The 27,000-nt window shown below is 69.3% G+C and carries 23 protein-coding genes; 14 read left to right on the top strand and 9 right to left on the bottom strand.

Annotated features, from left to right (window positions below):
- Window positions 1-2: 2 nt before the first annotated feature.
- Window positions 3-1,775 carry a DEDD exonuclease domain-containing protein gene (locus AAFO60_RS12260; RefSeq protein WP_347956487.1) on the top strand — a complete coding sequence of 591 codons (1,773 nt, stop codon included), beginning with the start codon at window positions 3-5 and terminating at the stop codon, window positions 1,773-1,775.
- A gap of 24 nt (window positions 1,776-1,799) precedes the next feature.
- A complete protein-coding gene (locus AAFO60_RS12255; RefSeq protein WP_347956486.1) occupies window positions 1,800-2,078 on the top strand; it encodes an Lrp/AsnC family transcriptional regulator in 279 nt (92 codons plus the stop codon).
- Between the two features lie 15 nt (window positions 2,079-2,093).
- Here the strand turns inward: AAFO60_RS12255 and trpD are convergent, their stop codons facing one another.
- Both trpD and AAFO60_RS12245 read right to left on the bottom strand, forming a co-directional pair.
- Complete coding sequence (trpD, locus tag AAFO60_RS12250; protein WP_347956485.1) at window positions 2,094-3,182, bottom strand: anthranilate phosphoribosyltransferase; 1,089 nt, start codon at window positions 3,180-3,182, stop codon at window positions 2,094-2,096.
- A 33-nt stretch (window positions 3,183-3,215) separates the two neighbouring features.
- Window positions 3,216-3,632: a hypothetical protein gene (locus AAFO60_RS12245; protein ID WP_347956484.1), complete on the bottom strand. Its 417-nt coding sequence runs from the start codon at window positions 3,630-3,632 to the stop codon at window positions 3,216-3,218.
- Window positions 3,633-3,802: 170 nt separating this feature from the next.
- Between AAFO60_RS12245 and ctaE the strand changes: the two genes are divergently transcribed.
- The 4 genes from ctaE to qcrB all read left to right on the top strand — a co-directional run bounded on the left by ctaE (window position 3,803) and on the right by qcrB (window position 8,197).
- The gene (ctaE, locus tag AAFO60_RS12240; RefSeq protein ID WP_347956483.1) at window positions 3,803-4,414 is read left to right on the top strand and encodes an aa3-type cytochrome oxidase subunit III; all 612 of its coding nucleotides are present in this window, start codon (window positions 3,803-3,805) and stop codon (window positions 4,412-4,414) included.
- 80 nt (window positions 4,415-4,494) lie between these two features.
- Window positions 4,495-5,430 carry a cytochrome bc1 complex diheme cytochrome c subunit gene (gene qcrC / locus AAFO60_RS12235; RefSeq protein WP_347956482.1) on the top strand — a complete coding sequence of 312 codons (936 nt, stop codon included), beginning with the start codon at window positions 4,495-4,497 and terminating at the stop codon, window positions 5,428-5,430.
- Window positions 5,427-6,578 (top strand): cytochrome bc1 complex Rieske iron-sulfur subunit, encoded by a 1,152-nt coding sequence (qcrA, locus tag AAFO60_RS12230; RefSeq protein WP_347956481.1) that lies wholly within the window; start codon window positions 5,427-5,429, stop codon window positions 6,576-6,578. Before qcrC ends, qcrA begins: the two co-directional genes overlap by 4 nt.
- Window positions 6,575-8,197, top strand: coding sequence for a cytochrome bc1 complex cytochrome b subunit (gene qcrB / locus AAFO60_RS12225; RefSeq protein WP_347956480.1), 1,623 nt, complete (start codon window positions 6,575-6,577; stop codon window positions 8,195-8,197). The genes qcrA and qcrB overlap by 4 nt, the downstream gene beginning before the upstream one ends.
- Before the next feature lie 1,481 nt (window positions 8,198-9,678).
- On the opposite strand, the gene AAFO60_RS12220 is transcribed toward qcrB, so the two are convergent.
- Window positions 9,679-10,095, bottom strand: coding sequence for a cytochrome c oxidase subunit 4 (locus AAFO60_RS12220; protein WP_347956479.1), 417 nt, complete (start codon window positions 10,093-10,095; stop codon window positions 9,679-9,681).
- Between the two features lie 6 nt (window positions 10,096-10,101).
- Window positions 10,102-11,187 carry an aa3-type cytochrome oxidase subunit II gene (gene ctaC, locus AAFO60_RS12215; RefSeq protein ID WP_347956478.1) on the bottom strand — a complete coding sequence of 362 codons (1,086 nt, stop codon included), beginning with the start codon at window positions 11,185-11,187 and terminating at the stop codon, window positions 10,102-10,104.
- Window positions 11,188-11,542: 355 nt separating this feature from the next.
- Here ctaC and asnB point away from each other — a divergent pair, with 355 nt between their 5' ends.
- Complete coding sequence (asnB, locus tag AAFO60_RS12210; protein WP_347956477.1) at window positions 11,543-13,468, top strand: asparagine synthase (glutamine-hydrolyzing); 1,926 nt, start codon at window positions 11,543-11,545, stop codon at window positions 13,466-13,468.
- 87 nt (window positions 13,469-13,555) lie between these two features.
- Here the strand turns inward: asnB and AAFO60_RS12205 are convergent, their stop codons facing one another.
- The 3 genes from AAFO60_RS12205 to AAFO60_RS12195 form a co-directional block, all read right to left on the bottom strand.
- The gene (locus AAFO60_RS12205; protein WP_347956476.1) at window positions 13,556-14,527 is read right to left on the bottom strand and encodes a carbohydrate kinase family protein; all 972 of its coding nucleotides are present in this window, start codon (window positions 14,525-14,527) and stop codon (window positions 13,556-13,558) included.
- A gap of 128 nt (window positions 14,528-14,655) precedes the next feature.
- The gene (locus AAFO60_RS12200; protein ID WP_347956475.1) at window positions 14,656-15,003 is read right to left on the bottom strand and encodes a HesB/IscA family protein; all 348 of its coding nucleotides are present in this window, start codon (window positions 15,001-15,003) and stop codon (window positions 14,656-14,658) included.
- Between the two features lie 157 nt (window positions 15,004-15,160).
- A complete protein-coding gene (locus AAFO60_RS12195) occupies window positions 15,161-16,267 on the bottom strand; it encodes a glycerate kinase family protein (RefSeq protein WP_347956474.1) in 1,107 nt (368 codons plus the stop codon).
- A gap of 70 nt (window positions 16,268-16,337) precedes the next feature.
- Between AAFO60_RS12195 and AAFO60_RS12190 the strand changes: the two genes are divergently transcribed.
- Genes AAFO60_RS12190 through AAFO60_RS12180 form a run of 3 tightly spaced genes read left to right on the top strand, consistent with a single transcriptional unit; the run spans window position 16,338 to window position 19,481 of the window.
- Window positions 16,338-16,997: a DUF3043 domain-containing protein gene (locus AAFO60_RS12190; protein WP_347956473.1), complete on the top strand. Its 660-nt coding sequence runs from the start codon at window positions 16,338-16,340 to the stop codon at window positions 16,995-16,997.
- A gap of 3 nt (window positions 16,998-17,000) precedes the next feature.
- On the top strand, window positions 17,001-18,698 hold the full coding sequence (gene cobT, locus AAFO60_RS12185) for a nicotinate-nucleotide--dimethylbenzimidazole phosphoribosyltransferase (protein WP_347956472.1): 1,698 nt from the start codon (window positions 17,001-17,003) through the stop codon (window positions 18,696-18,698).
- The gene (locus AAFO60_RS12180) at window positions 18,699-19,481 is read left to right on the top strand and encodes an adenosylcobinamide-GDP ribazoletransferase (RefSeq protein WP_347956471.1); all 783 of its coding nucleotides are present in this window, start codon (window positions 18,699-18,701) and stop codon (window positions 19,479-19,481) included.
- A gap of 10 nt (window positions 19,482-19,491) precedes the next feature.
- Here AAFO60_RS12180 and AAFO60_RS12175 read toward each other — a convergent pair whose 3' ends face one another.
- Both AAFO60_RS12175 and gcvT read right to left on the bottom strand, forming a co-directional pair.
- Window positions 19,492-20,598: a branched-chain amino acid aminotransferase gene (locus AAFO60_RS12175; protein ID WP_347956470.1), complete on the bottom strand. Its 1,107-nt coding sequence runs from the start codon at window positions 20,596-20,598 to the stop codon at window positions 19,492-19,494.
- Between the two features lie 83 nt (window positions 20,599-20,681).
- Entirely contained in the window at window positions 20,682-21,791 is a 1,110-nt protein-coding gene (gene gcvT / locus AAFO60_RS12170; RefSeq protein WP_347956469.1) for a glycine cleavage system aminomethyltransferase GcvT, read from the bottom strand.
- A 108-nt stretch (window positions 21,792-21,899) separates the two neighbouring features.
- Between gcvT and AAFO60_RS12165 the strand changes: the two genes are divergently transcribed.
- The 4 genes from AAFO60_RS12165 (at window position 21,900) to lipB (ending at window position 27,000) form a co-directional block, all read left to right on the top strand.
- The gene (locus AAFO60_RS12165; RefSeq protein ID WP_347956468.1) at window positions 21,900-23,435 is read left to right on the top strand and encodes a leucyl aminopeptidase; all 1,536 of its coding nucleotides are present in this window, start codon (window positions 21,900-21,902) and stop codon (window positions 23,433-23,435) included.
- A gap of 195 nt (window positions 23,436-23,630) precedes the next feature.
- Window positions 23,631-25,373, top strand: coding sequence for a 2-oxoglutarate dehydrogenase, E2 component, dihydrolipoamide succinyltransferase (gene sucB, locus AAFO60_RS12160; protein ID WP_347956467.1), 1,743 nt, complete (start codon window positions 23,631-23,633; stop codon window positions 25,371-25,373).
- Between the two features lie 9 nt (window positions 25,374-25,382).
- Window positions 25,383-26,267: a TIGR01777 family oxidoreductase gene (locus AAFO60_RS12155; RefSeq protein WP_347956466.1), complete on the top strand. Its 885-nt coding sequence runs from the start codon at window positions 25,383-25,385 to the stop codon at window positions 26,265-26,267.
- The gene (gene lipB / locus AAFO60_RS12150) at window positions 26,260-27,000 is read left to right on the top strand and encodes a lipoyl(octanoyl) transferase LipB (protein WP_347956465.1); all 741 of its coding nucleotides are present in this window, start codon (window positions 26,260-26,262) and stop codon (window positions 26,998-27,000) included. Before AAFO60_RS12155 ends, lipB begins: the two co-directional genes overlap by 8 nt.

Genomic DNA, 27,000 nt, shown 5'->3' with positions numbered 1-27,000 from the left:
GCATGAGCGCCGAACAGCTGTCGTTCTCCGACCTCCCCGACTCAGACGAGTTCGGGGCCGCGGCCCTCGCCGCCACGACCTTCGTCGTGGTCGATCTGGAGACCACCGGCACCGACCCCGAACGCGACCGCATCACCGAGATCGGCGCCGTTAAGATCCGCGGCGGCGAGGTGCTCGGCGAGTTCGCCACGCTGGTCGACCCCGGGCGCGCGCTGCCGCCCCAGATCGTCGCCCTGACGGGGATCACGACGGCGATGCTGTACGACGCGCCGCCGATCGAGCAGGTCCTGCCCGCCTTCATCGAGTTCGCGCGCGGCAGCGTGCTCGTTGCCCACAACGCCCGCTTCGACATGGGCTTCCTGCGGCACAGCGCAGCCCGTCTCCGATTCGAGTGGCCGTTCGGCACGTCGCTGTGCACCGTCGTCCTGGCGCGCCGCGTGCTCGACAGACAGGAGGCCCCCAGTGTGAAGCTGTCGGCGCTGGCCGACCTCTTCAACGTGTCGGTGCGGCCCACGCATCGTGCGCTCGACGACGCCCGCGCCACCGTCGACGTCTTCCACCGATTGCTCGAGCGAGTCGGGAACCAGGGTGTGCACACGGTGGGCGAGCTGACCGGGTACCGGCCGCGAGCCTCACCGCGAGTGCGGGCGAAGCGGTCGCTGTCGGCCGGGTTGCCGCGCCGGCCCGGCGTGTACCTCTTCCGCGGCCCCGCCGACGAGGTCCTGTACGTAGGCACTGCAGTCGACCTGAACCGCCGCGTCTCCGGGTACTTCAACGGCAGTGATCCCCGGCCTCGGATGGACGAGATGGTGTCGCTGGCCAGTCGCGTCGATCATGTGGTCTGCGCGCATGCCTTGGAGGCGGGCGTCAGCGAGCTGCGTCTGCTGGGTGTGCACAAGCCGATGTACAACCGACGATCGCGCAATCCGCAGCGCGGTTGGTGGATCACCCTGACCCCCGGCCGCTTCCCGCGGCTGAAGCTCACGCGCTCGGCCGGAGCCGAATCGCTCGGTCCGGTGTCGAACCGGACGGTCGCCGCCGAGGTCGCCGACGTGATCGCCGGAGCCGCCGGACTGCGCACGTGCACCGCGGAGCTGAAGAACGCGTCCCATCACTGGTGCGAGGGCCCCAGCGCGGCAGCCGCCCTCCCCGACCCCCTCGTCGCCGCCGTGCCCGGCGCGTGTCGCGCCGCGAGCGATCGCCCGCAGACCCTCGCCGACTACCTGTGCCGCGTCGAAGCCGCCCGCGATCTGATCGCCGGCCGCTCCGACGCGCTCCTCGTCTCGCTGCACGAACGGCTCGACGTGCTCGTGGAGCAACGCCGGTTCGAGTCGGCGGCGCGAGCGCGGGACCGCCTCTCGTCGACGATCGAGGTCCTCGCGCGCTGTCAGCGGCTGACCGCTCTGGCACAGCGGTCCGAGATCATCGCCGCGCGCCCGGACGGCGACGGCGGATGGGAGTTGAGCATCATCCGCTTCGGTCGGCTGGCTGCGTCAGCGCACGCCGCTCGCGGGGTGCCACCGATGCCGGTCATCGATCGACTTCGGATGTCGGCGACCACCGTCGCCTCGCCCGCCCCGGATGCGGGCCCCCTCGCCGGCTGTTCCGCCGACGAGCTCGCACTGATCGAACGGTGGCTGTTCCAGCCGGGCGTCCGACTCGTCGAGGCCTCCGAACCGCTCTCGGCGCCCATCGGTTCGGCTCAGCGCTGGATGTCGTTCGCGGCGTCGGCACGACAGGCCCGCGAAGGCCTGGTCGCCACACCGCAGGGGTGAGCGTCGATGCAATAGAGTCGAGCCATGATCACCGCCATCGTGCTCATCGGAGCCGACATCCATCAGATCCCCGAGACCGCCCAGGCGGTCGCCGACATCCCCGGCGTCACCGAGGTCTACTCCTGCGCAGGCGACGTCGATCTGATCGCCAAGGTGCGCGTGCGCAACCACGAGGAGATCGCCACCGTGGTGACCGGTCAGATCAACCGCATTCCCGGCGTCCGCTCCAGCGCCACCCACATCGCCTTCCGCAGCTACGCCAGTTCCGAAGTCGAGGGCGGCTTCTCCATCGGCGAAGCCTGACATCGGCGTCGGCGGTCAGCCCTGCTGGGCCGCCAGACGATTGCTGACCGCCTGCCACCGATCGAGCAGCGCCGACGCGTCGCCGGAGTCGATGACCTGCGCCACCCGCTCGCGAGCGGCGCGCATCGCCTCGACGAACTGCTGCTGTGTGAACAGTTCGCGCTGTTCGAAGGCGACCACGGCCGCCGCCGCGTTCAAGGTCACCGCATCGCGCACCGGTCCGAGTTCGCCGGCGAACAGCTCTCGCGCCACCTGAGCGTTGACCGTCGCGTCGCCGCCCTGCAGGGCAGACAGTTCGACGAGGTCGATGCCCAGTTCCCGCGGATCAACGGTCAGTCGGCCGATCCGCCCGCCGACGACCTGCCAGACCGACGAGGTAGTCGTCGTGGTCAGCTCGTCGAGACCGTCGTCACCGCGCACCAGCAGCACGCGGTTCCCGCGTTCGGCGAAGGCCTCGGCCAGCACCGGCGCCAGATCGCTGAACGCGCACCCGATGAGTCCGGCTTCGGGTGCGGCGGGGTTCGTCAACGGACCGAGCACGTTGAACACCGTCGGGATCCCGATCTGGCTGCGCGGAGGCCCGGTGAACCGGAACGCCGGGTGGAAGACCGGCGCGAAACAGAAGCCGATGCCGGTCTCGCGCACGCACTCCTGCACCGCGGACGGACTCAGGGTGATCGAGACGCCGAGCGCTTCGAGGACGTCGGCGCCGCCGCTCTTCGACGACGCCGCCCGGTTGCCGTGCTTGACCACCGGGATTCCGGCCGCGGCCACGACCACCGAGGTCATCGTCGAGATGTTGACCGTGTGCGATCGATCGCCGCCGGTGCCGACGATGTCGAGTGTCGGGCCCGCGACGGTCACCCGGTTGGCGAGCGCGAGCATCGCCTCCGACAGGCCGCGCAGCTCCGACGACGACGCGCCCTTCATCTTCACTCCGACGCCGAATGCCGCGATCTGCGCGCCGGTCGCCGCATCGGACATGATCTCGCGCATCGCCCATGAGGCCTCGTCGACGGTCAGGTCGAACCGATCGGTCACCTTCCCGAGAACATACGGCCAGGTGTAGGCGGGATCTGTACCGGTTGCGTCCACTGCAGTCACGCGATCAACCCTAACGGCACACTCGGACGGCCGTCACGCCATATCAGCCGACCGCAGCAGCGCCCAGCCCTCCACGCGACCGGACGCGCGCGACGCCACACTCGACACCCTCGCGCGCTCGCGCGAAAGCACCACCGGGTCCACGACGACCGTCTGAGCCACCGCCACCAGCACGAGCCCGTCCTCCGCGGTCGCCGCGCTCACCGATTCGTCGGCTCGATACCCGGCTGTCGTGAATCGCGCCATGATCTCCTCGACGCGAGCCGACGGCAGCCACAGGGTGTGGCGGAGGACGACCGGCTCCGCGGCCGCGAAGCCGCCCTCTGCCAAGGCCGTCGAGCTCGCCGTCGCCTCGCCGCCTTCGGCGACCACCACCAGCGTCGGATCGCCGACCACCGGCGCCGGCCGCGTGCGACGGCGTCCCCGACGACGAAAACCCCAAGAAGCCATCAAGACACCTCCAACCATGACGTCATGGTCTTCAAGGTAACGCTCATCGGAGTCTCAGGACACGCCGGTATCCTACTTCTGCACTGCGCCGACCTGCGGAAAGGCACCGGGTTCAATCTATTTTCCGACCCGGGTGGTCAACGGTTACTACGAACCGTCATACTTCTCTTGTGACTAGCGCTGTGGGTAACTCAGAAACCGCCATCACCTCACGCGTGCACTCGCTGAACCGTCCGAACATGGTCAGCGTCGGCACCATCGTGTGGCTGTCGAGCGAATTGATGTTCTTCGCTGGCCTCTTCGCGATGTATTTCGTCGCGCGGGCCAACGCATCGGACGGCTGGCCTCAGCCGCCGACGCACCTCAACTTGTGGCTGGCCGTGCCAGTGACGACGGTGCTGATTCTCAGCTCCTTCACCTGCCAGGCAGGCGTCTTCGCCGCCGAGCGCGGTGACGTCTTCGGCCTTCGCCGCTGGTACACGCTGACGCTGGCGATGGGCACGTTCTTCGTGATCGGGCAGGCCACCGAGTACTACTCGATGATCAACGAGGGCACCACCCTCTCGTCGAGCGCCTACGGCTCGGTCTTCTACATGGCCACCGGCTTCCACGGTCTGCACGTCATCGGCGGCCTCGTCGCGTTCGTCTTCCTGCTGGTGCGCACGCGACTGTCGAAGTTCACCCCGGCGCAGGCGACCGCAGCGATCGTCGTCTCGTACTACTGGCACTTCGTCGACGTGGTGTGGATCGCGCTGTTCGTCGTCATTTACTTCATCCGGTAGCCCCCGGCGGCCGCAGAACCGGCAATAGTTCGGGCCGGTTCACATACATTCAGTCCAAACCGCTTAGTAGAGAGTCACAGATGAGATCATCTCCACCGAGTTCGCCGGAAGGCCGCGACGCCACCGACGTCTCAGCAGAGCGCGTGTCGACCGCCGGATCCGCAAAGACCGCAGGCGCACGCGCCAAGTCGCGCCGTAAGCTGCGTCGCCGCGCCAGCGGCACGATCTTCCTGCTCCTCGGCCTGCTGGCCGCCGGCCTCATCGCCGCGCTGGTCTCGCCCAAGCCGCAGGTCGCCACCGCCGACGACAAGAGCGTCGCCTCGGTCGCCGCAGGCAAGCAGCTGTACGACACGTCCTGCATCACCTGCCACGGTGCCAACCTCGAGGGCGTCGCCGATCGCGGCCCGTCGCTCATCGGTGTCGGCGACGCCGCCGTGTACTTCCAGGTCTCCACGGGCCGTATGCCCGCGGCCCGCAACGAGGCACAGGCGCTGCGCAAGCCCACCAAGTTCACCGAGGCTCAGATCGACCAGCTCGGCGCCTACATCCAGGCCATGGGCGGCGGACCGTCGGTCATGTACGAGAAGGACGCCGACGGCAACATCAAGTACCAGGACGGCTTCCCCGTTCTGGCCATGGATTCGCTGCGCGGCAACGACATCGGTCGCGGCTCCGAGCTGTTCCGCCTCAACTGCGCCTCCTGCCACAACTTCACCGGTCGTGGCGGCGCGCTCTCGAGCGGCAAGTTCGCTCCCCCGCTGACGGACGTCAACCCGCAGCAGCTCTACACCGCCATGCTCACCGGCCCGCAGAACATGCCGAAGTTCTCGAACCGTCAGCTGTCGGTCGACGAGAAGAAGGACATCATCGGCTACGTGCGTTACGTCGATTCCGCCAACCCCAGCGGTGGTTACGGACTCGGCGGCTTCGGCCCGGTCTCTGAGGGCATCGTCATGTGGGTCGTCGGTGTGTCGGCGGTCGTCGCCGGCGCAATGTGGATTGGATCACGAAATTGAGCGATACGAGTAAGGACGTCCCGTCCGACGACCAGCTCGCCGCAATGTCTCGCGACGAGAAGGTCCGTCTCGGTACCAACCTCGACGGAGTGGAGATCATCCACCGCGCCGAGCGTTTCCCCGAGCCGGGCACCACGGCTGAGAAGCGTGCCGAGTTCGCTGTCGCGATCTGGTTCGTGCTCTCCGGCCTCTTCGCCATCGCGGGCTTCGCCCTCTTCATCTGGAACCAGTGGGAGTTCCGGATGCCGGAGGAGAGCGGCTACTGGGCGTACACCTTCTACACCCCGCTGCTGGGCGTCAGCTTCGGCCTGTCGATCCTCTCCTTCGGTTTCGGCGTCGTCCAGCTGACCAAGCGCTTCATTCCGGCGGAGATCTCGGTCCAGGATCGCCATGACGGCGGCTCCTCCGAGGTCGACAAGCAGACGATCGTCGCCGGCCTGCAGGACACGCTGGAGACCTCGACCCTCCCCCGCCGCAAGATGATCATCGGTTCGGCCGTCTTCGGTCTGGGTGCACTGTCGGTCGCCGGCGGTGTCGCCGCGATCGGCGGTTTCATCAAGAACCCGTGGGCCCTGCGCGACAAGTCGCCGCTGTGGCACTCCGGATGGTCGCCCGTCTACAACGAGACCAAGGGCGAGACCGTCTTCATGCGCCGCGACACCGGCAACCCGTACCAGGTCGCCCTGGTCCGGCCCGAGGATCTCGACGCCGGCGCCATGGAGACCGTCTTCCCGTGGCGTGTCTCCGACGGCTACGGCGAGACCGAGGAGTCGCGTCACAAGCTGCTCGAGGGCCTGCGCAACGTCCACAACCCGGTCATGCTGATCCGTCTGCGCCCGGCCGACGCCAAGCGCGTCGTCAAGCGTCGCCATCAGGAGAGCTTCAACTACGGCGACTACTACGCCTACACCAAGGTCTGCAGCCATCTCGGCTGCCCGACCTCGCTGTACGAGCAGCAGACCAACCGGATCCTCTGCCCGTGCCACCAGTCGCAGTTCGACGCTCTCGAGTACGGCAAGGCGGTCTTCGGACCGGCCGCGCGTGCTCTGGCACAGCTGCCCATCTCTGTTAACAACCAGGGCTACATGGTCGCCAACGGTGACTTCCTCGAGCCCGTCGGACCGGCATTCTGGGAGCGTAAGTCATGACGATCGCTGACCGCCTCGCCACGCAGGCAGAAGGTGTCGACTCGCGTTATCACCTCGCACCCGGCGTGCGTCGACAGATCAACAAGGTCTTCCCCACCCACTGGTCGTTCCTGCTGGGCGAGATCGCTCTCTACAGCTTCATCATCCTGTTGCTGTCGGGCACCTATCTGACCCTGTTCTTCGACCCGTCGATGGCACACGTCGTGTACGACGGTGCTTATCAGCCGCTCAACGGCGTCACCATGAGTCGCGCCTACGAGACCACCCTGAACCTCTCGTTCGAGGTTCGCGGCGGCCTGTTCGTTCGCCAGATCCACCACTGGGCGGCCCTGCTGTTCGCAGCGTCGATCATCGTCCACATGATGCGCATCTTCTTCACCGGTGCGTTCCGTCGCCCGCGTGAGGCGAACTGGGTCATCGGCTGCTTCCTGCTGCTGCTGGCGATGTTCGAGGGCTTCTTCGGCTACTCGCTGCCGGACGACCTGCTGTCGGGCACCGGTGTTCGCGCCGCCATGTCGGGCATCGTCCTCGGCATCCCGCTGATCGGCACCTGGGTTCAGTTCGCACTGTTCAACGGCGACTTCCCGGGCGACATCATCATCCCGCGCCTGTACGTCCTGCACATCCTGATCTTCCCGGCGATCATCCTGGGTCTGATCGGTGCGCACCTGGCGCTGGTCTGGTACCAGAAGCACACGCAGTTCCCCGGCCCCGGCCGTACCGAGAAGAACGTCGTCGGCGTTCGGATCCTCCCGGTCTTCGCAGCCAAGGGCGGTGCGTTCTTCGCGATCATCACCGGCTTCCTGGCTCTGATCTCGGGTGTCTTCCAGATCAACGCGGTCTGGAACATCGGTCCGTACAACCCGGCGCAGGTCTCGGCCGGCTCGCAGCCTGACATCTACATGATGTGGACGGACGGCTTCGCTCGACTGATGCCGCCGTGGGAGCTCTACCTCGGCAACTACACGATCCCGGCCATCTTCTGGGTCGTCGTGGTCATCGGCGTGGTCTTCGGGGTGCTTTTCACCTACCCGTGGATCGAGAAGAAGCTCACCGGCGACGACGCTCATCACAACCTGCTGCAGCGTCCGCGCGACACCCCGGTCCGCACGGCCGTCGGTGCGATGGCCCTGATGTTCTACGCGATCCTCACGATCAGCTGTATGAACGACATCATCGCGCTGAAGTTCCACATCTCGCTGAACGCGACCACCTGGATGGGCCGCATCGGTCTGCTGGTGCTCCCGCCGCTGGTCTACTTCATCGCCTACCGCTGGGCGCTGTCGCTCCAGCGCAGTGACCGCGAGGTCCTGGCACACGGCATCGAGACCGGCATCATCCGTCGCCAGCCGAAGGGTGAGTACATCGAGATCCACCAGCCGCTCGGCCCGGTGGACGAGCACGGCCACCCGATCCCGCTCCCCTACCAGGGTGCGGCGCTGCCGAAGCGGATGAACAAGCTCGGCTCGGCCGGCTCGCCCGGCACCGGTACCGTCCTGGTTCCGGACAGCCCGGAGGAGCAGGCGCTCAACGAGCGGATCGCTCACGAGCAGCACGCTGCCGAGAAGCGCGCCCTGATCGCTCTGCAGGAGAAGGGCGGCAAGGCCATCGAGGACTGATCCTCGACAGCAGTCGCTACGAAGGAGGCCGTCTCGCTTACGCGAGGCGGCCTCCTTCGTGTTCGTATTTCTCTGCCACCCCTCCCCTACCCTGCCGACTCATCGTGACAACGACGCTTGCCGCCGGCCCGCCGGCCCACACTCCGTGGTCTCGATACGCCGCTTCGCTTTCGCTCAGTGGCTACTCGACCACCCTGCTGCCGCCGCCGGAGGACAGCGTTAGCCGCGCGTCACGGCCCCGCCCCGGAGCCGCGGTCTCGATACGCCGCTTCGCTATCGCTCAGTGGCTACTCGACCACCCTGCTGCCGCCACCGGAGCGGCGCGTGCGACAAGACGCGCTTCACAGTTCCGTTCGTATGCTTCCAGGCTGATCGAGTAAGCGACCGGAGCGAAGCGCAGGAAGCGCATCGAGATCCCCCGCACATCGACAACCTCGTGCACCGTGGACGCGGCTTCGCTGCCGGGTTCGGCCTCGGCCGCCACGGTACCGCCGTCGAGCAATCGAGAGAATGGGTCTCGACATGGTCACAGTCGTGGTGTCACAATCGAGATGGCGGGCGTTCCTTTCAGTCGCTTGTCAGGGCGACCGGTCCGGTGACCGTTGCGAGGCAGATCTCTAACGAGTCCCATCCCGTCTTTTCAGTTGTCGAGACGTCGAAGACGGGACTGACATGCTCTTATCTAGCCGAGCAACGCGAGGGCCGGTCCCAGCCCCTCACCACCGAGCTGACAAGTCGAGCCGAACGCCGCCGCACGAGATCGTTCTCAGGCTAACCGGGTGAGCTCCGAAGCCGAGCACAGGAATCTCGTCGCGCTCCGCCCGCACCACCAGGTCTCGATACGCCGCTTCGCTATCGCTCAGTGGCTACTCGACCACCCTGCTGCCGCCACCGGCGCACAGCGTTAGCCGCGCGTCACGGCTCCGCCCCGGAGCCGCGGTCGATACGCCGCTTCGCTGCCGCTCAGTGGCTACTCGACCACCCTGGCTGCCGCCGCGGGAAGAAGGCGGTTGCCGCGCATCACGGCTCCGCCGGAGCCCGCGGTCCCGATACGCCGCTCTTCGCTATCGCTCAGTGGCTACTCGACCACCCTGCTGCCGCTGCCGGAGGACAGCCTTGGCCGTGCATCACGGCCCCGCCGGACCCGCGGTCTCGATACGCCGCTTCGCTGCCGGTCAGTGGCTACTCGACCACCCCGATCTCGCTGCCGGAGCGAAACGCAAAGCACCCAGGTCTCTCTATACGCCGCCTGCCCCTGCTGCAGCGGAGTGAGGCGCAGGAACAGGCCGGCTCCGGCGTTCTCGGACCAGAATCCCCGGACAGGGCGCACATCGCGTTGAGAGGGGTTCTGAGCCCTCAGCGGGGAATCGGGTCCGTCTGACGCGCGATCATCGCCGATGGCCTAATCAGACTCCGGAGCCTAAGACGCGAGAGCCGCACCCTGGTTTCCGGGTGCGGCTCTCGCGTCAGAACGTTGCGTGTCAGTGCTTCTCGGGTCCGACGTGGTACTCGAAGACCAGGCCGGCGACACATCCGATGATGATCGGGATGACACCGATCGCGAACCACCAGTTGGCGGAAGCGAAGCCGATGGCGAACAGTGCGGCTGCACCGGCGATCATGATCGGCCAGTAGCTGTGCGGCGAGAAGAAGCCGAGTTCGCCTGCGCCGTCCTCGACCTCAGCTTCGTCGAAGTCCTCGGGGCGGATCTCGACCCGTCGGGCCACGAACCGGAAGTACGTGCCGGCGATCAGCGCGAGGCCACCGGAGAAGAACATCGCCGTGGCGCCCGCCCACTCCACACCGGTGCGGTAGTAGAACGTGGCGATCGTGTAGACGACGCCGACCACGAAGAAGAAGACGGCGATTGCCTCAAAGATGCGTGCTTCGACCTTCATTGCTTCTTAAACCTCCGGGGTGCACTGGGCGATCGTGGTGTTGCTGGTGTCACCGAGGTGCTTGGGGGTCTTGCCGTTGGAGACGCGACGCGTGTCGAACGGAACCGTCACAACCGACTCGGGAACCTGGCACACGGCCTTGAGCGCCTGCGCGTTCGTGGCAGTCGGGTTGGCCTGGCGGTACTTGATGTAGCTGACGAAGGTCTCGGGGCTCACTGCACGGAGCTCGAAGTTCATCATCGCGTGGAAGGTGCCGCACATCTCGGCGCAGCGGCCGACGAAGGCGCCCTCACGGTCGATCTTGGAGACCTGGAACGTCGGATCCTGGTGGTTCTGCTCCGGGAACGGCATCACGTCACGCTTGAACAGGAACTCCGGAACCCAGAACGAGTGGACCACGTCGGCAGCCGCGAGATTGAACTGAATGCGGGTGTTGGTCGGGAGCACCAGGATCGGGATCTCCGACGACGAGCCGAGCGTCTCGATCTTGTCGTAGCTCAGGTAGTCGCGGATCTCCGCCGAACGACCGCCGGCAGCGCCGAGGATCGCTTCCTGCTTGCCGTCTTCCTCGCGGTACTTGGTGATCTGGTCCGCGAAGGGCTCGCCCTTCTTGGAATCGGTCTTCGGGTTGACCAACTGCTGACCGTTGATGGTCACCGAGTTGTATCCGAACTTCCAGTTCCACTGGAAGGCGGTCACGTCGACCGCGACGGCCGGATTCTCTTCCTTCTTCTCCACGTTGGTCTGGACCACGACGGTGAAGTAGAACATGACCGCGATCAGCACGAACGGAATCGCCGTGTACGCGAGTTCGAGCGGCACGTTGTAACCGGTCTGACGAGGGAACTCGTCTTCCTTGGTGCCGTTCTTCTTCCGACGGTGGAACGTGATGGTCCAGAAGATCAGACCCCACACCAGGGCGCCCATCGCCAACGCGGCGATGACGGCCCAAGTCCAGAAATTGCGCATCTCCTGGCCTTCGGGCGTGATGCCCTCCGGCCAGCCGAATCGCAGAGCTTCTTCAGCACTGCAGCCCGATGTCATCAGCACACCGACGCCGAGGACTGCGAGGCCACTCAGTCTCTTGATCATGCGCGAGGGAGAACCCTTCCTCCGCGCCGACGGCCGTACACCGTTCGTCAATTTCACGCCTTCCTGCTGGCAGGGAGCTGTTCTTTCAAGGCCTGCCACGACGAGCAGACACTCCTCGAAGCAATTCTTGCACCTAGTACTACGCAGCGTAGACCAACCCGACGAAGTCTTCGTGATTGGGGTTCACTGTTTCCCGGAACTTTTTCCACGACCTGGGAGTTCCGCCCGCGGGCAGGGGTGATTCCACCCTCACCACGGGGTGGCGGACTCGCTACGGGCAAGTCATCTGCGGCATAGTGGAACCGCTCGCGCCCGCGTGAGTCGTCACGTACCCAAGGAAAGAGGCCCTGACACCGTGTGTGGCTTGCTCGGAATGCTCACCAGCGACGGTTCGGCGTCGTCCTCCACCGACCTGGTCGCCACGGCCGCCCGCTGCATGCGCCACCGCGGGCCCGACGATCTGGGCACCTGGAACGACGACGACCTGGTCTTCGGATTCAACCGCCTGTCGATCATCGACATCGAGCACTCGCATCAGCCGCTCCGGTGGGGCCCGCCGGAGAACCCGGAACGGTATGCGCTGGTCTTCAACGGCGAGATCTACAACTACCTGGAACTGCGCGAGGAGCTGCGCCGCGACTTCGGCGCCGAGTTCCGCACCGAGGGCGACGGCGAGCCGATCGTCGCAGGCTTCCATCACTGGGGAGCCGACGTCCTCGGCAAGCTCCGCGGGATGTTCGCCTTCGCCGTCTGGGACACGCAGACGCGTGAGCTCTTCCTCGCCCGCGACCCGTTCGGCATCAAGCCCCTCTTCCTGGCGACCGGGCCGGGCGGCACGGCGTTCGGCAGCGAGAAGAAGAGCGTCCTGGAACTGCTCGACCGCCTGCAGCTTCCGGCCGATCTCGATCCGCGCGCGACCCAGCACTACACGGTGCTGCAGTACGTGCCCGAACCGGAGACCCTGCACGCCTCGGTGCGTCGACTCGAGTCGGGAAGCTACGCCCGGCTGACTCCGGGGTCGGCACCGGTGACCACGCGCTACTTCACTCCCGGATTCAAGGTGCGCCCCTTCGCGTCCGCCGGCGATCAGAAGCGGTACGACGAGATCGCCGACGTCCTGCGCGACTCGGTGGCCAAGCACATGCGCGCCGACGTGACGGTCGGATCGTTTCTGTCCGGCGGCATCGATTCGACGGCCATCGCGGCGCTCGCGATCCAGCACAATCCGGATCTGATCACGTTCACGACCGGTTTCGAACGTGACGGCTACTCCGAGGTCGACGTGGCCGCGGAGTCGGCCGAGGCGATCGGTGCGCGACACGTGGTCAAGGTGGTCAGCCCGTCGGAGTTCATCGAGGCGCTTCCCAAGATCATCTGGTACCTGGACGACCCGGTCGCCGATCCGGCGCTCGTACCGCTCTACTTCGTGGCCGCCGAGGCCCGCAAGCACGTCAAGGTGGTGCTGTCGGGTGAGGGCGCCGACGAGTTGTTCGGCGGCTACACCATCTACAAGGAGCCGCTCTCGCTGAAGACCTTCGACCGGCTCCCCGGCGGACTGCGCCGACTGGCGGGCAAGGTCTCGGACCGGATCCCGGAGGGCACCCGCGGCAAGAGCCTGCTGCACCGGGGGTCGCTGACGCTGGAGGACCGCTACTACGGCAATGCGCGCAGCTTCGACGACGCCCGCCTGCGCGCGGTCCTGCGGAACTTCCGCGAGGACTGGATGCACCAGGACGTCACTGCACCGATTTACCGGATGAGCGAGGGACTCGATCCGGTCGCCCGCATGCAGCACCTGGACCTGTTCACGTGGCTGCGCGGCGACATCCTGGTCAAGGCCGACAAGATCACGATGGCGAACTCCCTGGAGCTGCGGGTGCCCTTCCTCGACAAGGAGGTCTTCGCCGTCGCCGAGCAGCTCCCCTTCGACGAGAAGATCAGTCACGGCACCACCAAGTACGCCCTGCGCAAGGCGCTGGAGCAGATCGTGCCGCCGCACGTGCTGCACCGGCGCAAGCTCGGCTTCCCGGTGCCGCTGCGGCATTGGCTCGCGGGCACCGAGATGTACGACTGGGCGCACCAGGTGATCGCCGATTCGGCGACCGACCACATCTTCGACCAGGCCTTCGTCCTGGAGATGCTGCGCGAGCACCGGGCGGGCACGGTCGACAACAGCCGTCGTCTGTGGACGGTGCTGTGCTTCATGATCTGGTACGGCATCTTCGTCGACGGCACGGTGGTCCCGCAGATCGAGGATCACGAGTACCCGGTTCGGCTGTAGCCGACAGAGTTTACAGAGAGCAGACAGAACTGACAGCAGAGCCCGGATCCGCAGCGGATCCGGGCTCGCTGTCTCAGCGGACGTCGATCACAGGACGGTCTTGATCTCCGCGGCGGCGTCGGCACCGTAGGCGGCGCTCAACCGCTCGACGGCGGCGTCGACGTCCCAGGCCCAGCCCTGCGTCGACTCCGACTCCAGGACCAGCGTGGCGACCATCGCCCCCAACTGTGCGGCACGTTCGTAGCCGAGGCCGCGGGACAGACCGGTCAGGAAGCCGGCTCGGAAGCCGTCGCCGACGCCCGTCGGGTCGACCTGCTCGACCACCGGGACGACGCCGACGTGGGTGGTGGTGCCGTCGCGTTCGATGATGTCCACTCCCCCGGCGCCGAGCGTGGTGATGCGGGTGCCCACCATCTGCGCGACCTCGGCGGCGTCGAGGCCGGTCTTCTGCTGCAGCAGGCCCCACTCGTACTCGTTGGTGAACAGGTACTGCGCCCCGTCGATCAGCTCGCGGGCGGCGTCGCCGTCGAGCCGCGCGAGCTGCTGCGACGGGTCTGCGGCGAAGGCGATGCCCTGCTCGCGACAGGTCCGCGTGTGACGGACCATCGCATCGGGATCGTCGGCGCCGACGAGGACCAGGTCGGGTCGGCCGGTGGTGGCGAACAGCTCGGTCAGGTCGATGTCGCGGGCCTCGCTCATGGCGCCGGCGTAGAAGCTGGCCAGCTGCGCCATCGTCTCGTCGGTGGTGCACATGAACCGTGCGGTGTGCTTGGTGGCCGAGCGGGCCACTCCCCGACAGTCGACGCCGTGCGCCGACAACCAGCTCTCGTACTCGTCGAAGTCGGCGCCGGCCGCCGCCACCAGCAGGGGCTTCTCGCCGAGCGTGCCGATCGCGTATGCGATGTTGCCGCCGACGCCCCCGCGGTGAACGACCAGGTCCTCGACCAGGAAGCTGAGTGAGATGTGCTCGAGCTGGTCGGCGACCAACTGCTCGGAGAACTTTCCGGGGAACTTCATCAGGTGGTCGGTGGCAAGCGACCCGCAGACTGCGATAAACATCTGTCCAACGCTACTGGGCGCGGAAACGACGAGGGCCGCGACCCCGTCCGGTGGTGTCCCGGTGGGATCGCGGCCCGATCGTCGACGACGGACGTTCGCGTGGGTTCGGTCCGACGCGCGCTACTCGATCAGTTGAACGAGTCGCCGCAGGCGCAGCTGCCGGTGGCCTGCGGGTTGTCGATGGTGAAGCCCTGCTTCTCGATGCTGTCCACGAAATCGATGGTGGCGCCCTGCACGTACGGCGCGCTCATCCGGTCGACAGCCAGCTTGACGCCGCCGAAGTCCGCGACCACATCGCCGTCCAGGCTGCGATCGTCGAAGAACAGCTGGTAGCGCAGGCCCGCGCAGCCACCGGGCTGCACGGCGATGCGCAGGGCGAGGTCGTCGCGGCCTTCCTGGTCCAGCAGTGCCTTCGCCTTGGCGGCGGCGGCATCGGTCAGCAGAATGCCGGTCGCGGTTTCGTTCTCAACGGTCATGGGCGCTCCTCGTGTCGCCGGCCGCTGCAATCTCGGCGACCGGATACGTTGGTCATCGGCTGCGGCTCCGGCTCCACGTGTCCGGTGCACAGCTGACTGCATCAACGGTACTCGTTAGCACGGTATTCCCGCATCTCGCCCTCCGATTTCTGCGACCTCAGCCGGCCGCCGGGTCCCCTGTCGCGGCGACGTGCGCGGCCACCTCGGCGAGGATCGCCCGCGGTTCCCGCATCGCCCGCTGCACCGAGCCGGCCCACTCGGTCATCGAGTACACGGCGCTCACGCCCGCCACCTCGGCGTCGGTGCCGACCTGTCCGGCGATCACGACGGCGGGCAGGTGCGCCGCGCGCGCATCGGCCGCGACCGACGCGACCACCTTGCCGTATCGCGTCTGCGCGTCGTATGTGCCTTCGCCGGTGATCACCAGGCGGGCTCCGGCGATCCGGGCGGCGCGACCGGTCACCGCCGCCACCAGCGCAGCCCCGGCCTCACGGCGCCCGCCGAGCGCGAGCAGCAGAGCGCCGAGTCCCCCGGCCGCACCCGCTCCGGGCCGCGTGGCGACCGGCTCGGCGTCGAGCTCGAGTTCACGAGACCAGGCCGTGAGCCGCGCCTCCAGGGCGGCCACCGTCGGTGCATCGGCACCCTTCTGCGGACCGAACACCGCGGCGGCGCCGGTCGGTCCCAACAGCGGATTGGTCACATCGGTCGCGGCGATCAGCTCCACGTCCCGGAAGCGGGCGCGCGCGGCGGCCAGACCGCCGAGGGCCTGCACCGCGCCCCGCCCGCCGTCGGTGCTGCCGCTGCCGCCCAGGCCGACGACGATCCGCGCGGCGCCCGCGGCGAGCGCTCGATCGAGCAGGACGCCGACGCCCGCGGTGTTCGCCCGCTGCGCCGACTGCGGACTCGGCGAGGTGCCGAGCAGGTGCAGCCCGCAGGCCTGCGCCGATTCGACGTACACCGTCCGACCGTCGACGAGCAGCTGTGCCTCGACCGGGTCCCCGAGCGGCCCGGGGACGCCGACGGTGCGGAGTTCGCCGCCGAGCGAGTCGGCGAGCACCTCCAGGAAACCGGGCCCGCCGTCGGACTGCGGCAGCAGGTCGAGGACGTCGTTCGGTCGCACCGACCGCCATCCGTCGGCGATGGCGTGCGCGGCCTGCGATGCCGACATGGTGCCGCCGAACTCGTCGGGGGCGATCACGACCGGTCGCACCGAGCGGGTCCCGGCGGGGTCGGCGTCGTCCGGATCCGGGTGTGTGCCGTTCATCACCATCCAGGCTAGCCCTCGCACCTCGCCCGATGGCCGCCCCCGGGCGCCCATCCCATAAGCTGGACGGGTGAAGTTGCCCTGGAACTCCGACGCCGACAAGAGCGCGACCACCCCGGCCGAACCCGCCGTGGAAGCCGACGACGCCACCGCAGCTGCGGGCGCCACCACGCCCGGCAAGGGCCGCCCCACCCCCAAGCGGCGCGACGCCGAGCGTCGCCGCGGCCCGGTCGCACCGCCGCCGACCAATCGCACCGAGGCGCGCGCCCGGAAGAAGGCGCTCCGCACGTCGATGACGAAGGAGCAGCGCAAGGAGCTCTCGGCCGAACGCCGACGCGCCCGCCTGGACCAGCGCGAGAAGATGATGGCCGGCGACGAGAAGTACATGATGGCCCGCGACCAGGGACCGGTCCGCAAGATGGCCCGCGACCTCGTCGACTCCCGGCGGAACTTCGCGGGCCTGTTCCTGCCCTTCGCGATCTTCCTGCTGGTGGTGCTGATGGTTCCGAACCTCGCGATCATCGGCAACCTGGTGCTCCTGGTGTTCGTCCTGCTCGTCGTCATCGACTCGCTCTACCTGGGCCGGATGGTCAACAAGCGGGTCGCCGAGCGCTATCCGGACACCACCGACACCGGCTTCCGCCTGGGCTGGTACTGCTTCACCCGCGCCATGCAGCTGCGGATGATGCGTGCGCCGCGACCCCAGGTCAAGCCCGGCGACAAGGTCTAGCGGGTGCGCACGCTCGTCCTCGGCGGCATCCGCTCGGGCAAGTCCGCCTACGGCGAGCAGCTGCTGGCCGACGCGGAGACGATTCGGTACGTCGCCACCGGCGACGCCGCAGGCGATCCGGCCTGGCAGTCGAGGGTGGCCGCGCATCGCGACCGTCGCTCGGACCGCTATCGGACGGTCGAATCCCGCGATCTGGTCGGGCTGCTCCGCGACGATCCCGCCGCGACGACGCTGATCGACGATCTCGGCAACTGGCTCACCGCGATGCTCGACGAGGTCGGCGCGTGGGACGACGAGACCGCTGACATCGCCGATCGCGTCGACGACCTCGCCGACGCGGTCGCCGCCTTCACCGGCGACCTCGTCGTGATCAGTCCCGAGGTCGGGCTGACGCTCGTGCCTGCGACGTCGTCGGGCAGGCGGTTCGCCGACGAACTCGGGCGGCTCAACGCGCGGATCGCGTCGGCGTGCGAGGCGGTCACGCTGGTCGTCGCCGGTCGGCCGCTGACACTTCCCGAGGCGCCGCGACCCGCCGCGCCCGAGTCCCGCGCGCCCCAGCCCAGCACCCCCGCGCCCGTCGCTCCGGTACCGGCGAGCGCCGAGGCGGAACCGTCGCCGCTCGCCCCGGTACCGGTCGACGGCGGCATCGATCCCGTCGACGCCGAGCTGTTCCCGATCGTCGAACTCCCCGATCATCAGATCGCCGAGCAGGCCCGCCTGCGACACCTGCAGCTGACCAAACCCGCCGGGTCGCTCGGCCGCCTCGAAGACCTCGGGGTGTGGATGTCCTCCTGCCAGGGCGTCTGTCCGCCGCGCACGCTGCGCGCGCCGGCCGTCGTGGTCTTCGCCGGCGACCACGCCGTCGCGACCGACGGCGTCTCCGCCTATCCGCCCGAGGTGACCGCGCAGATGGTGGCGAACATCGCCACCGGCGGTGCCGCGATCAACGTGCTCGCCCGCCGGGCCGGCGCCGTCGTGCAGGTCGTCGACATGGCGGTGGCCGCGGACACCGAGCCGTCGGTGTCGGCGTTCAAAGTCCGACGCGGCAGCGGTGACCTGCGCCGCGGCGAGTCCCTGACCCTCGCGGAGGCACGCCGCGCGCTGGCCGCCGGACGCGCCATGGCCGACCGTCTGGTCGACGCCGGCGCCGACCTGTTGATCGCGGGCGACATGGGCATCGGCAACACCACGCCCGCGTCGGTGCTGGTCGGCACCCTCACCGATCGCGAGCCGGTGGTCGTGGTGGGCCGCGGCACGGGCATCGACGACGCGACGTGGATCCGCAAGACGGCCGCCATCCGCGACGGCATGCGGCACGCGCGCCGCTACCGCAACGAGCCCCTCGCGCTGCTGGCGGCCGTCGCCGGCGCCGACATCGCGGCGATGGCCGGCTTCCTCGCACAGGCCGCCGTCCGGAAGACGCCCGCGCTGCTCGACGGCATGATCACCACGTCTGCGGCACTGGTCGCACAGCAGCTGGCACCGGGTGCGGCCGCCTGGTGGCAGGCCGGGCACCTGTCGACCGAGCCGGCGCACAAGTTCGCGCTCGACACTCTCGGCCTCGTCCCGATCATCGATCTGTCGCTGCGTCTGGGCGAGGGCACCGGTGCGGTGGCCGCGCTCCCCCTGCTGGCGTCGTCGATCGACATCCTGACCGACATGGCGACGTTCGACGAGGCCGGCGTCAGCGCCGGAGAGTAGATGCGCCGGGCTCTGGGCGCTCTGCACGATGCCTTCAGCTGGCTGACCGTGGCGCCGGTGCCGCAGCCGCGCGGCGACTTCGACCGGCGCCGCGGCGCGGCGGTCATCGCCGCGACCCCGCTCGTCGGTCTGTGCCTCGGCGCGATCGCGGCCGGGGCGGCGTTCGGCTTGTCGCACACCCGGCTGCCGGACGTGCTGGTCGGCACGATCGTCGTCGCGCTGCTGGCGCTGTCGACGCGCGGCATGCACCTGGACGGTCTGGCCGACACCGCCGACGGCCTCGGCTGCTACGGCGACCCGGCCCGGGTGCGGGAGGTGATGCGGACCGGCGACGTCGGTCCGTTCGGGGCCGCGACCTTGACGCTGGTCCTGCTCGGGCAGGCGCTGGCCTTCGGGACGCTGTCGGCTGAGGGCCGCTGGTCCGGCATCGCGCTCGCCGTGTTCGTCGGCCGCATCGCCGTCCCGATCGCCTGCCGGCGTGGCCTGCCCGCAGCAAACAGCAACGGGTTCGGCGCCCTGGTCGCCGACTCCCAGCGCGTCTCGCTCGCGGTGTGGCCGGTCCTGGCGATCGCCGGTGCCGTCGGCACGGCGATCATCGACACGCCCCGCGACGGCGCCGCCCTGATCACCGCATGCCTGGTGACGGCGACGGCACTGGCCTTCGCCTGGGCGTTCAGCCGCCACTGCGCCCGCCGGACCGGCGGGATCACCGGCGACGTCCTCGGTGCGACCCTGGAGCTCAGCACCGTGGCCGTCGCGGTGGGCCTGCTCTGCTACCCGTGAGGCTCCAGCCTCACGGCGCCGGATGCAGCGTCGTCATCCAGCCGTGCGTGTCGGCGAAGGTGCCGCGCTGCAGGCCGGTGAGGGTGTCGCGAAGGGCCTGGGTGACCTCGCCGGTGCTGCCGTCGCCGATCACGTAGTCGTCGGCTGCGCCCTGCACTCGTCCGACCGGCGTGATGACCGCGGCGGTGCCGCAGGCGAAGACCTCGGTGATCTCCCCGCTGCGGACGCCGTCACGCAGTTCATCGGTCGAGATCCGTCGTTCCTCCACCTGGAAGCCCGCATCGGAGGCCAGCGTCAGCAGCGAGTCGCGGGTGATGCCCGGCAGCAGGGAACCCGACAGCTCCGGCGTCACCAGGCGAGCCTCCGAACCCGAACCGTAGACGAAGAACAGGTTCATTCCGCCCATCTCCTCGATGTAGCGGTGCTCGAGGGCGTCGAGCCAGACCACCTGGTCGCAGCCCTTCTCGGCCGCCTGCGCCTGCGCCAGGAGCGAGGCGGCGTAATTGCCGCCGAACTTGGCGTCGCCGGTCCCGCCAGGCGTCGCCCGGACGTACTCGGTGCACAGGTAGACGCTCACCGGCTTCACACCGCCGGAGAAGTAGGCGCCGGCGGGCGAGGCGATCAGGGCGTAGAGGTACTTGTCCGCGGGGCGGACGCCGAGGCTGGCCTCGGTGGCGAGCATGAACGGACGCAGATAGAGCGACTCCTCGCCGCCGGCGGCGGGCACCCACGCGTTGTCGGCGGCGAGCAGCGCCTGCAGCGACCCGAGGAAGTCTTCGGCGGGCAGTTCCGGCATCGCGAGGCGACGGGCCGAGTTGTTGAATCGAGCCGCATTCGCCTCGGGTCGGAAGGCGGCGATCGAGCCGTCGGGCTGACGGTAAGCCTTGAGCCCCTCGAAGATCTCCTGCGCGTAGTGCAGGACCATCGCCGCCGGATCGAGCGCGAGCGGACCGTACGGGGTCACCCGCGCGTCGTGCCATCCGTGCTCGCGGTCGAAGTCTACGGTCACCATGTTGTCGGTGAAGTAGTTGCCGAAGCCCGGCGCGGCGAGGATCTCGGCGCGTCGATTCTCCGACACCGGATGCGGATGCTCGGTACGGGTGAACTCCAAGGTCATGCGGTCATGCTACCGCCGCGGTGCAACCGGGTTTTCGGCACCGTTCCCGACCCGGCTCACCGGCGGCCGACGGCCCCTCGAGCTCAGACGTGGCTCTCGACGAAAGGCGGCAGGACGACCTCGCAGGTCAGCGCGCGCCCGCGCACGTCGACCACCACCTCGTCGCCCTTCTTGACGCCGGAGTCGGCGTCGATGAACGCGAGCGCGACGCCCTGCTTGAGGGTCGGCGAGAAGGTCCCCGAGGTGCACACCCCGACGACCGGTCCGCCGGCCTCCGCGTGCACCGTGCAGTCGGCGCGGGGCACTCCGCGCCCGGTCGCCTTGAGGCCGTAGATGCGTCGGGCCGGTCCGGCGGCGCGCTCGGCCAGCAGCGCTTCGCGGCCGAAGAAGGCCGGCTTGTCCCAGCCGACCGCCCACGACGACCGCGCCTGGACCGGCGTGATGTCGACGCTCAGCTCGTGCCCGTGCAGGGCGTACCCCATCTCGGTGCGCAACGTGTCGCGCGCGCCCAGGCCGGCGGGCTGCCCGCCGCGCGCGGTGACCTCCGCCAGCAGGGCGTCGAAGACGTCGCCGGCGTCGTCCCATCGGGGCAGGACCTCGTAGCCGTGCTCGCCGGTGTAGCCGGTCCGGCACACGCGGACCTCGACGGTCCGGCCGGCGACCTCGATCCGAGCGTCACGGTAGGCCATGTAGGCCATCTCGGTCGGCAGGCCGCGCGCGGCGAGCACCGCGGCCGACTCGGGTCCCTGCACGGCGAAGACCGCGTACTCGCGGTGCTGGTCGACGATCTCGACGTCGGCCGGGGCGGCCTCGCGCAGCGCCGCCACGACCGCCGCCGTGTTCGCAGCGTTCGGGACCAGGAAGACCTCGTCGTCGCTCACCAGGTAGGCGATGAGGTCGTCGACGACGCCGCCGCGATCGTTGCAGCACAGTGTGTACTGCGCCTTCCCCGGCTCGATCTTGGTCAGATCGTTGCTCAGGGTCGAGTTGATGAAGGCGGCCGCGCCCGGACCGCTGACCAGCACCTTGCCGAGGTGGCTCACGTCGAAGATCCCGACCGCGGTGCGGACCGCGGTGTGCTCGGCGACGGTGCCGGCGTACGAGACGGGCATGTTCCAGCCGCCGAACTCGGCGAAGGACGCTCCGAGAGCGGTGTGGCGATCGGCAATCGGGCCGGCGAGCAGTTCAGTCATGCGATCACGGTATCGTCCGGCGGTTGCGAAGTCCCAGTCGATGCGGTCGTCCCGGCGTGTGGGCGCTCTTCGGACCCGTCCGACCGTCCTGTGGCAGAGTTGAACGGCGTGAGCGCCAACGACTTCTCCGACCGCGTCCGCGGTCCCCGCATCGACCTGACCACCGGCCTCTCGGCCGACGACGACGTGCTGGTCGTCGGCTTGATCGCCCCGGCCGACGACGACACCGACGCGACCCTGCTGCTGGTCGACGATCTCCTCGGCGACGAGCCGGCGGAGCAGATCAGTCTCGCACTGAAGGCGCTCGGCGCCGGCGGTTCGCGCGGCGAGATCACCCGCCTGCCCGCGCCCGCCTCGCTGCCCGTCGACGTGGTGCTCGCCGTGGGACTGGGTGCGGCCGCCGACCTGGACGATCCGGAGGTCGTCCGGCAGGCCTCGGGCGAGGCGATCCGCGCCCTCGACGGCTCGCCGCGCGTCGTGAGCACCCTGTCGGCGGCGGGCTTGGCCGCTGCCGCCGAGGGCGCCTTCCTCGGCGCCTACCGATACGACGAACTGCGCACCGAGAAGTCGCGGTCATCCAAGCAGCCGCCTGCCACCGTGCTGCTGGCGGTCGCCGAGAAGTCCAAGCAGGCCCGCGCCGAACTCGACCACGCACTCGTCGTCGCCGACTCGGTCGCCATCGCGCGCGACTTCGTCAACACGCCGCCGAACCTGCTGTACCCGGCGGAGTTCGCCGAGCGCGCCCGCGTCCTCGGCAGCAAGGCGGGCCTGCGCGTGGAGATCCTCGACGACGTCGAGCTGGCCAAGGCCGGCTACGGCGGCATCGTCGGCGTCGGGCAGGGGTCCTCGCGCAAGCCGCGCCTGGTCCGCCTCACCCACGAGGCCAAGGGCGCCGACCGCACCGTCGCCCTGGTCGGCAAGGGCATCACGTTCGACACCGGCGGCATCTCGATCAAGCCCGCCGCGGGCATGGAGCACATGACCTCCGACATGGGCGGCGCCGCCGCCGTCATCGCCTCCGTGATCGCCGCCGCGCGTCTGGACGTGCCGGTCACCGTCATCGCGACGGTCCCGATGGCCGAGAACATGCCGTCGTCGACGGCGCAGCGCCCGGGCGACGTCCTGACCCAGTACGGCGGAACCACCGTCGAGGTCCTCAACACCGACGCCGAGGGCCGTCTCATCCTGGCCGACGCGATCGTCCGCGCCTGCGAGGACGAGCCGGACTTCCTGATCGACACCGCGACGTTGACCGGCGCTCAGATGGTCGCGCTCGGCACCCGGACGCCCGGCGTGCTCGGCACCGAGGACTTCCGCGACCGCGTCGCGGCCATCTCGCAGTCGGTGGGCGAGAACGGTTGGCCGATGCCGATGCCGACCGAACTTCGCAGCGACCTGAACTCGCGAGTCGCCGATCTGGCGAACGTGACCAACCACCGCTGGGGCGGCATGCTCTCGGCCGCGATGTTCCTGCGCGAGTTCGTCACCGAGGGCCTGGACTGGGTACACATCGACGTGGCCGGACCGGCGTTCAACACCGGTGGACCGTGGGGATACACCGGCAAGGGCGGCACGGGCGTGCCGGTCCGGACGATCGTCGCGGTCATCGAGGACATCGCCGGGCAGGGACGTCCGACACCGTGACCGGGACCGCGTCCGAGGGTTCGGTGGACTCGCCCGGGCGCGGAACTCTTTGGGAGTAAGGTTGGTCACGGGCGTCTGCTCACCCAGCCGACATCACGCGGGTCGACACACGCCGGCCGACCCGCGAAACCACCACCGCATCGACTGATCGATCGAACAGCACAGTTCACGAATTTGTTAGGGAGTCACACACAAATGGCCTTCTCTGTCGAGATGCCCGCATTGGGCGAGAGCGTCACCGAGGGAACCGTCACCCAATGGCTGAAGCAGGAAGGTGACACCGTCGCGGTGGACGAGCCCCTGCTCGAGGTCTCGACCGACAAGGTGGACACGGAGATCCCGTCGCCGGTCGCCGGTGTGCTGGTCAAGATCGTCGCCGCGGAGGACGACATCGTCGAGGTCGGCGGTCAGCTCGCCCTCATCGGCGAGGCCGGTGAGGCCGTCGCCGATTCCGCACCTGCCGCTCCCGCCGCAGCGCCCGCCCCCGAGCCCGCCGCCGTGCCTGCCGCACCGGCCCCGGCCCCGGCTGCTCCTGCCGCACCTGCGGCGCCCGCAGCCGCCGCCTCCGGCGTGGACGTCGTGATGCCGGCGCTGGGCGAGTCGGTCACCGAGGGCACCGTGACGAACTGGCTCAAGCAGGTCGGCGACACGGTGGCCGTCGACGAGCCGCTGGTCGAGGTGTCCACCGACAAGGTCGACACCGAGATCCCGTCGCCGACCGCAGGTGTGCTCCTGGAGATCGTCGCCGACACCGACGAGATCGTCGAGGTCGGCGGTCGCCTCGCGGTGATCGGCGATCCCGCTGCTGCGGCCCCCGCGGCTCCCGCCCCGGCTCCGGCTGCTCCCGCACCGGCGGCCCCCGCTCCCGCCCCGGCTGCTCCCGTCGCCGCAGCGCCCGCGCCGGCCGCGCCTCCCGCTCCCGCGGAGCCTGCGGCTCCCGCAGCCCCCGCGGCACCGGCTGCTCCGGCACCCGCTGCCGGCGATGAGATCCAGTCGACCCCGTACGTCACCCCGCTGGTGCGCAAGCTCGCCGCCGAGAACGGCATCGACCTCGCCACGGTCAAGGGCACCGGCGTCGGCGGGCGCATCCGCAAGCAGGACGTGCTCGCGGCCGCCGAGGCCAAGTCCGCTCCCGCGCCGGCCGCACCGGCGGCTCCCGCTGCGCCGGCAGCCCCCGCGGCACCGGCCGCGGTTGCCAGCCCCGAGCTCGACGCCCTGCGCGGAACGACGCAGAAGATCAACCGGATCCGGCAGATCACCGCGGCCAAGACCCGCGAGTCGCTGCAGACCAGCGCCCAGCTGACGCAGGTCCACGAGGTCGACATGACCAAGGTCGCGGCCCTGCGCAGCGCCGCCAAGGCCTCGTTCAAGGCCGCCGAGGGCGTCAACCTCACGTTCCTGCCGTTCTTCGCGAAGGCCGTCGTCGAGGCGCTGAAGGTGCACCCGAACGTCAACGCCTCGATCAACGAGGACGCCAAGGAGATCACGTACCACGCCAACGTGCACCTGGGCATCGCCGTCGACACCGAGCAGGGTCTGCTCTCCCCGGTGATCCACAACGCCGACGACCTGTCGCTGGCCGGCCTGGCACGGGCCATCGCCGACATCGCCGCGCGCGCTCGCTCGGGCGGCCTCAAGCCCGACGAGTTGGCCGGCGGCACGTTCACCATCACCAACATCGGCAGCCAGGGCGCCCTGTTCGACACGCCGATCCTGGTTCCGCCGCAGGCCGCGATGCTGGGCACCGGTGCCATCGTCAAGCGCCCGGTGGTCCTCACCGCGGCCGACGGCACCGAGTCGATCGCCGCTCGGTCGATGGCGTACCTGCCGCTGACCTACGATCACCGGCTGATCGACGGCGCCGACGCCGGTCGCTTCCTGACCACCGTCCGGCACCGGCTCGAGGCCGCCGAGTTCGCCGCCGACCTGGGGCTGTAAGCACCCGGCATGCGTATCGCCGTAGCGGGCAGCCACGGGCTGATCGGATCCGCCCTGGTCGCCACGCTCAGGCAGGCGGGGCACGACGTTCACCTCCTGGTGCGTCGTGCCCCCGCAGGCCCCGCCGAGATCGAGTGGGCGCCGGCGCACGCGCGCCTGGCCCCGGACGCCTTGGCGGGGTTCGACGCCGTCGTCGGGCTCGGCGGTGAGAACATCGGCGCGCACCGCTGGAGCGGCCAGGTGAAGCAACGCCTGCGCGACTCCCGCATCGTTCCGACCTCGATCCTGGCCGACGCCGTCGCCGCGGCCGGGGTGGGCGTCTTCGTCAACGCCAGCGCCACCGGGTTCTATGGCGACACCGGCGACGCGGTGGCCGACGAGGACAGCCCGCGCGGCACCGGCTTCCTGTCCGATCTCGTCCTGGACTGGGAGGCGGCGACCGCCCCGGCGGCCGAGACCGCGCGCGTGGTCACCCTGCGCACCGCGCCGGTGCTCGCCCCGCGCGGCGGAATCCTGGCTCGCCTGGCCCCGCTCTACCGGTTGGGGCTCGGTGCCCGGATCGGTGACGGCAGGCAGTGGTTCTCCTGGATCTCCCTCGCCGACCACATCGCCGCGATCGACCGCGTCCTGGGCGACGACACCCTCGCCGGCCCGATCAACCTGACCTCGCCGGAGCCGGTGCGCTTCACCGACTTCTCCGCGACGCTGGCGCAGACCGTGCATCGCCCGGCCGTGCTGCGCATCCCGGCACCGGTCGCACGCCGCGTCGGCGGCGAGATGGTCGCCGAGATGGTCCTGGCGTCGTCGCGAGTGACGCCGGGCCGGCTGGACTCGCGGGGCTTCGACTTCACCCACCCGAATCTGACCTCTGCACTGGAGTACTGCTGTGCGTAATGTGTCCCGCGCCGACGACAAGCCGATCGAGGTCCGCCGACTCGGCGTCGTCGACTACACCGAGGCCTACCGGCTTCAGCACCGACTGGCCGAACAACGCGCCACCGGCGAACTCGACCACGATCTGCTGCTCCTGCTGGAGCACCCGTCCGTCTACACCGCGGGCAAGCGGACCGAGGACTCGGACCGACCGGTCAACGGCGCCCCGGTCATCGACGTCGACCGCGGCGGCCGCATCACCTGGCACGGCCCCGGCCAACTCGTCGGCTATCCGATCATCAAGCTGGCCGAACCGCTCGACGTGGTCGACTACGTGCGCCGACTCGAAGAGGCCCTGATCGACGTCTGCGACCGCCACGGCGTCCGCACCGGCCGCGTCGAGGGCCGCTCGGGTGTCTGGATCTGCGACGACGCGGGAGAACGCAAACTCGGCCAGATCGGGATCCGCGTCGCGAAGGGCGTCACGCTCCACGGCTTCGCGCTCAACGTCGCCCCCGACATGACGGTCTTCGACGCGATCGTGCCGTGCGGCATCGCCGATGCCGGCGTCACCTCCCTGGCCGTCGAACGCGGCGCCCCCATCACCGTCGACGACGTCATCGACGACGTCATCGAATCGGTCGGCCGGTGTCTGGACGACCCGGTCGGCCCGTCCGCCGACGCCACCCCGCCGGGCGCCTCGTCGCCGGCGCCCGAATCACCAGTTCCAACCCACGTAGGATCAGTGCAGTGA

The sequence above is a fragment of the Gordonia aichiensis genome (assembly GCF_039946255.1).
GTDB lineage: Bacteria > Actinomycetota > Actinomycetes > Mycobacteriales > Mycobacteriaceae > Gordonia > Gordonia aichiensis_A.
Note: the sequence above shows the minus strand (reverse complement) of the source record. Positions and strands in the feature narration are given on the sequence as shown.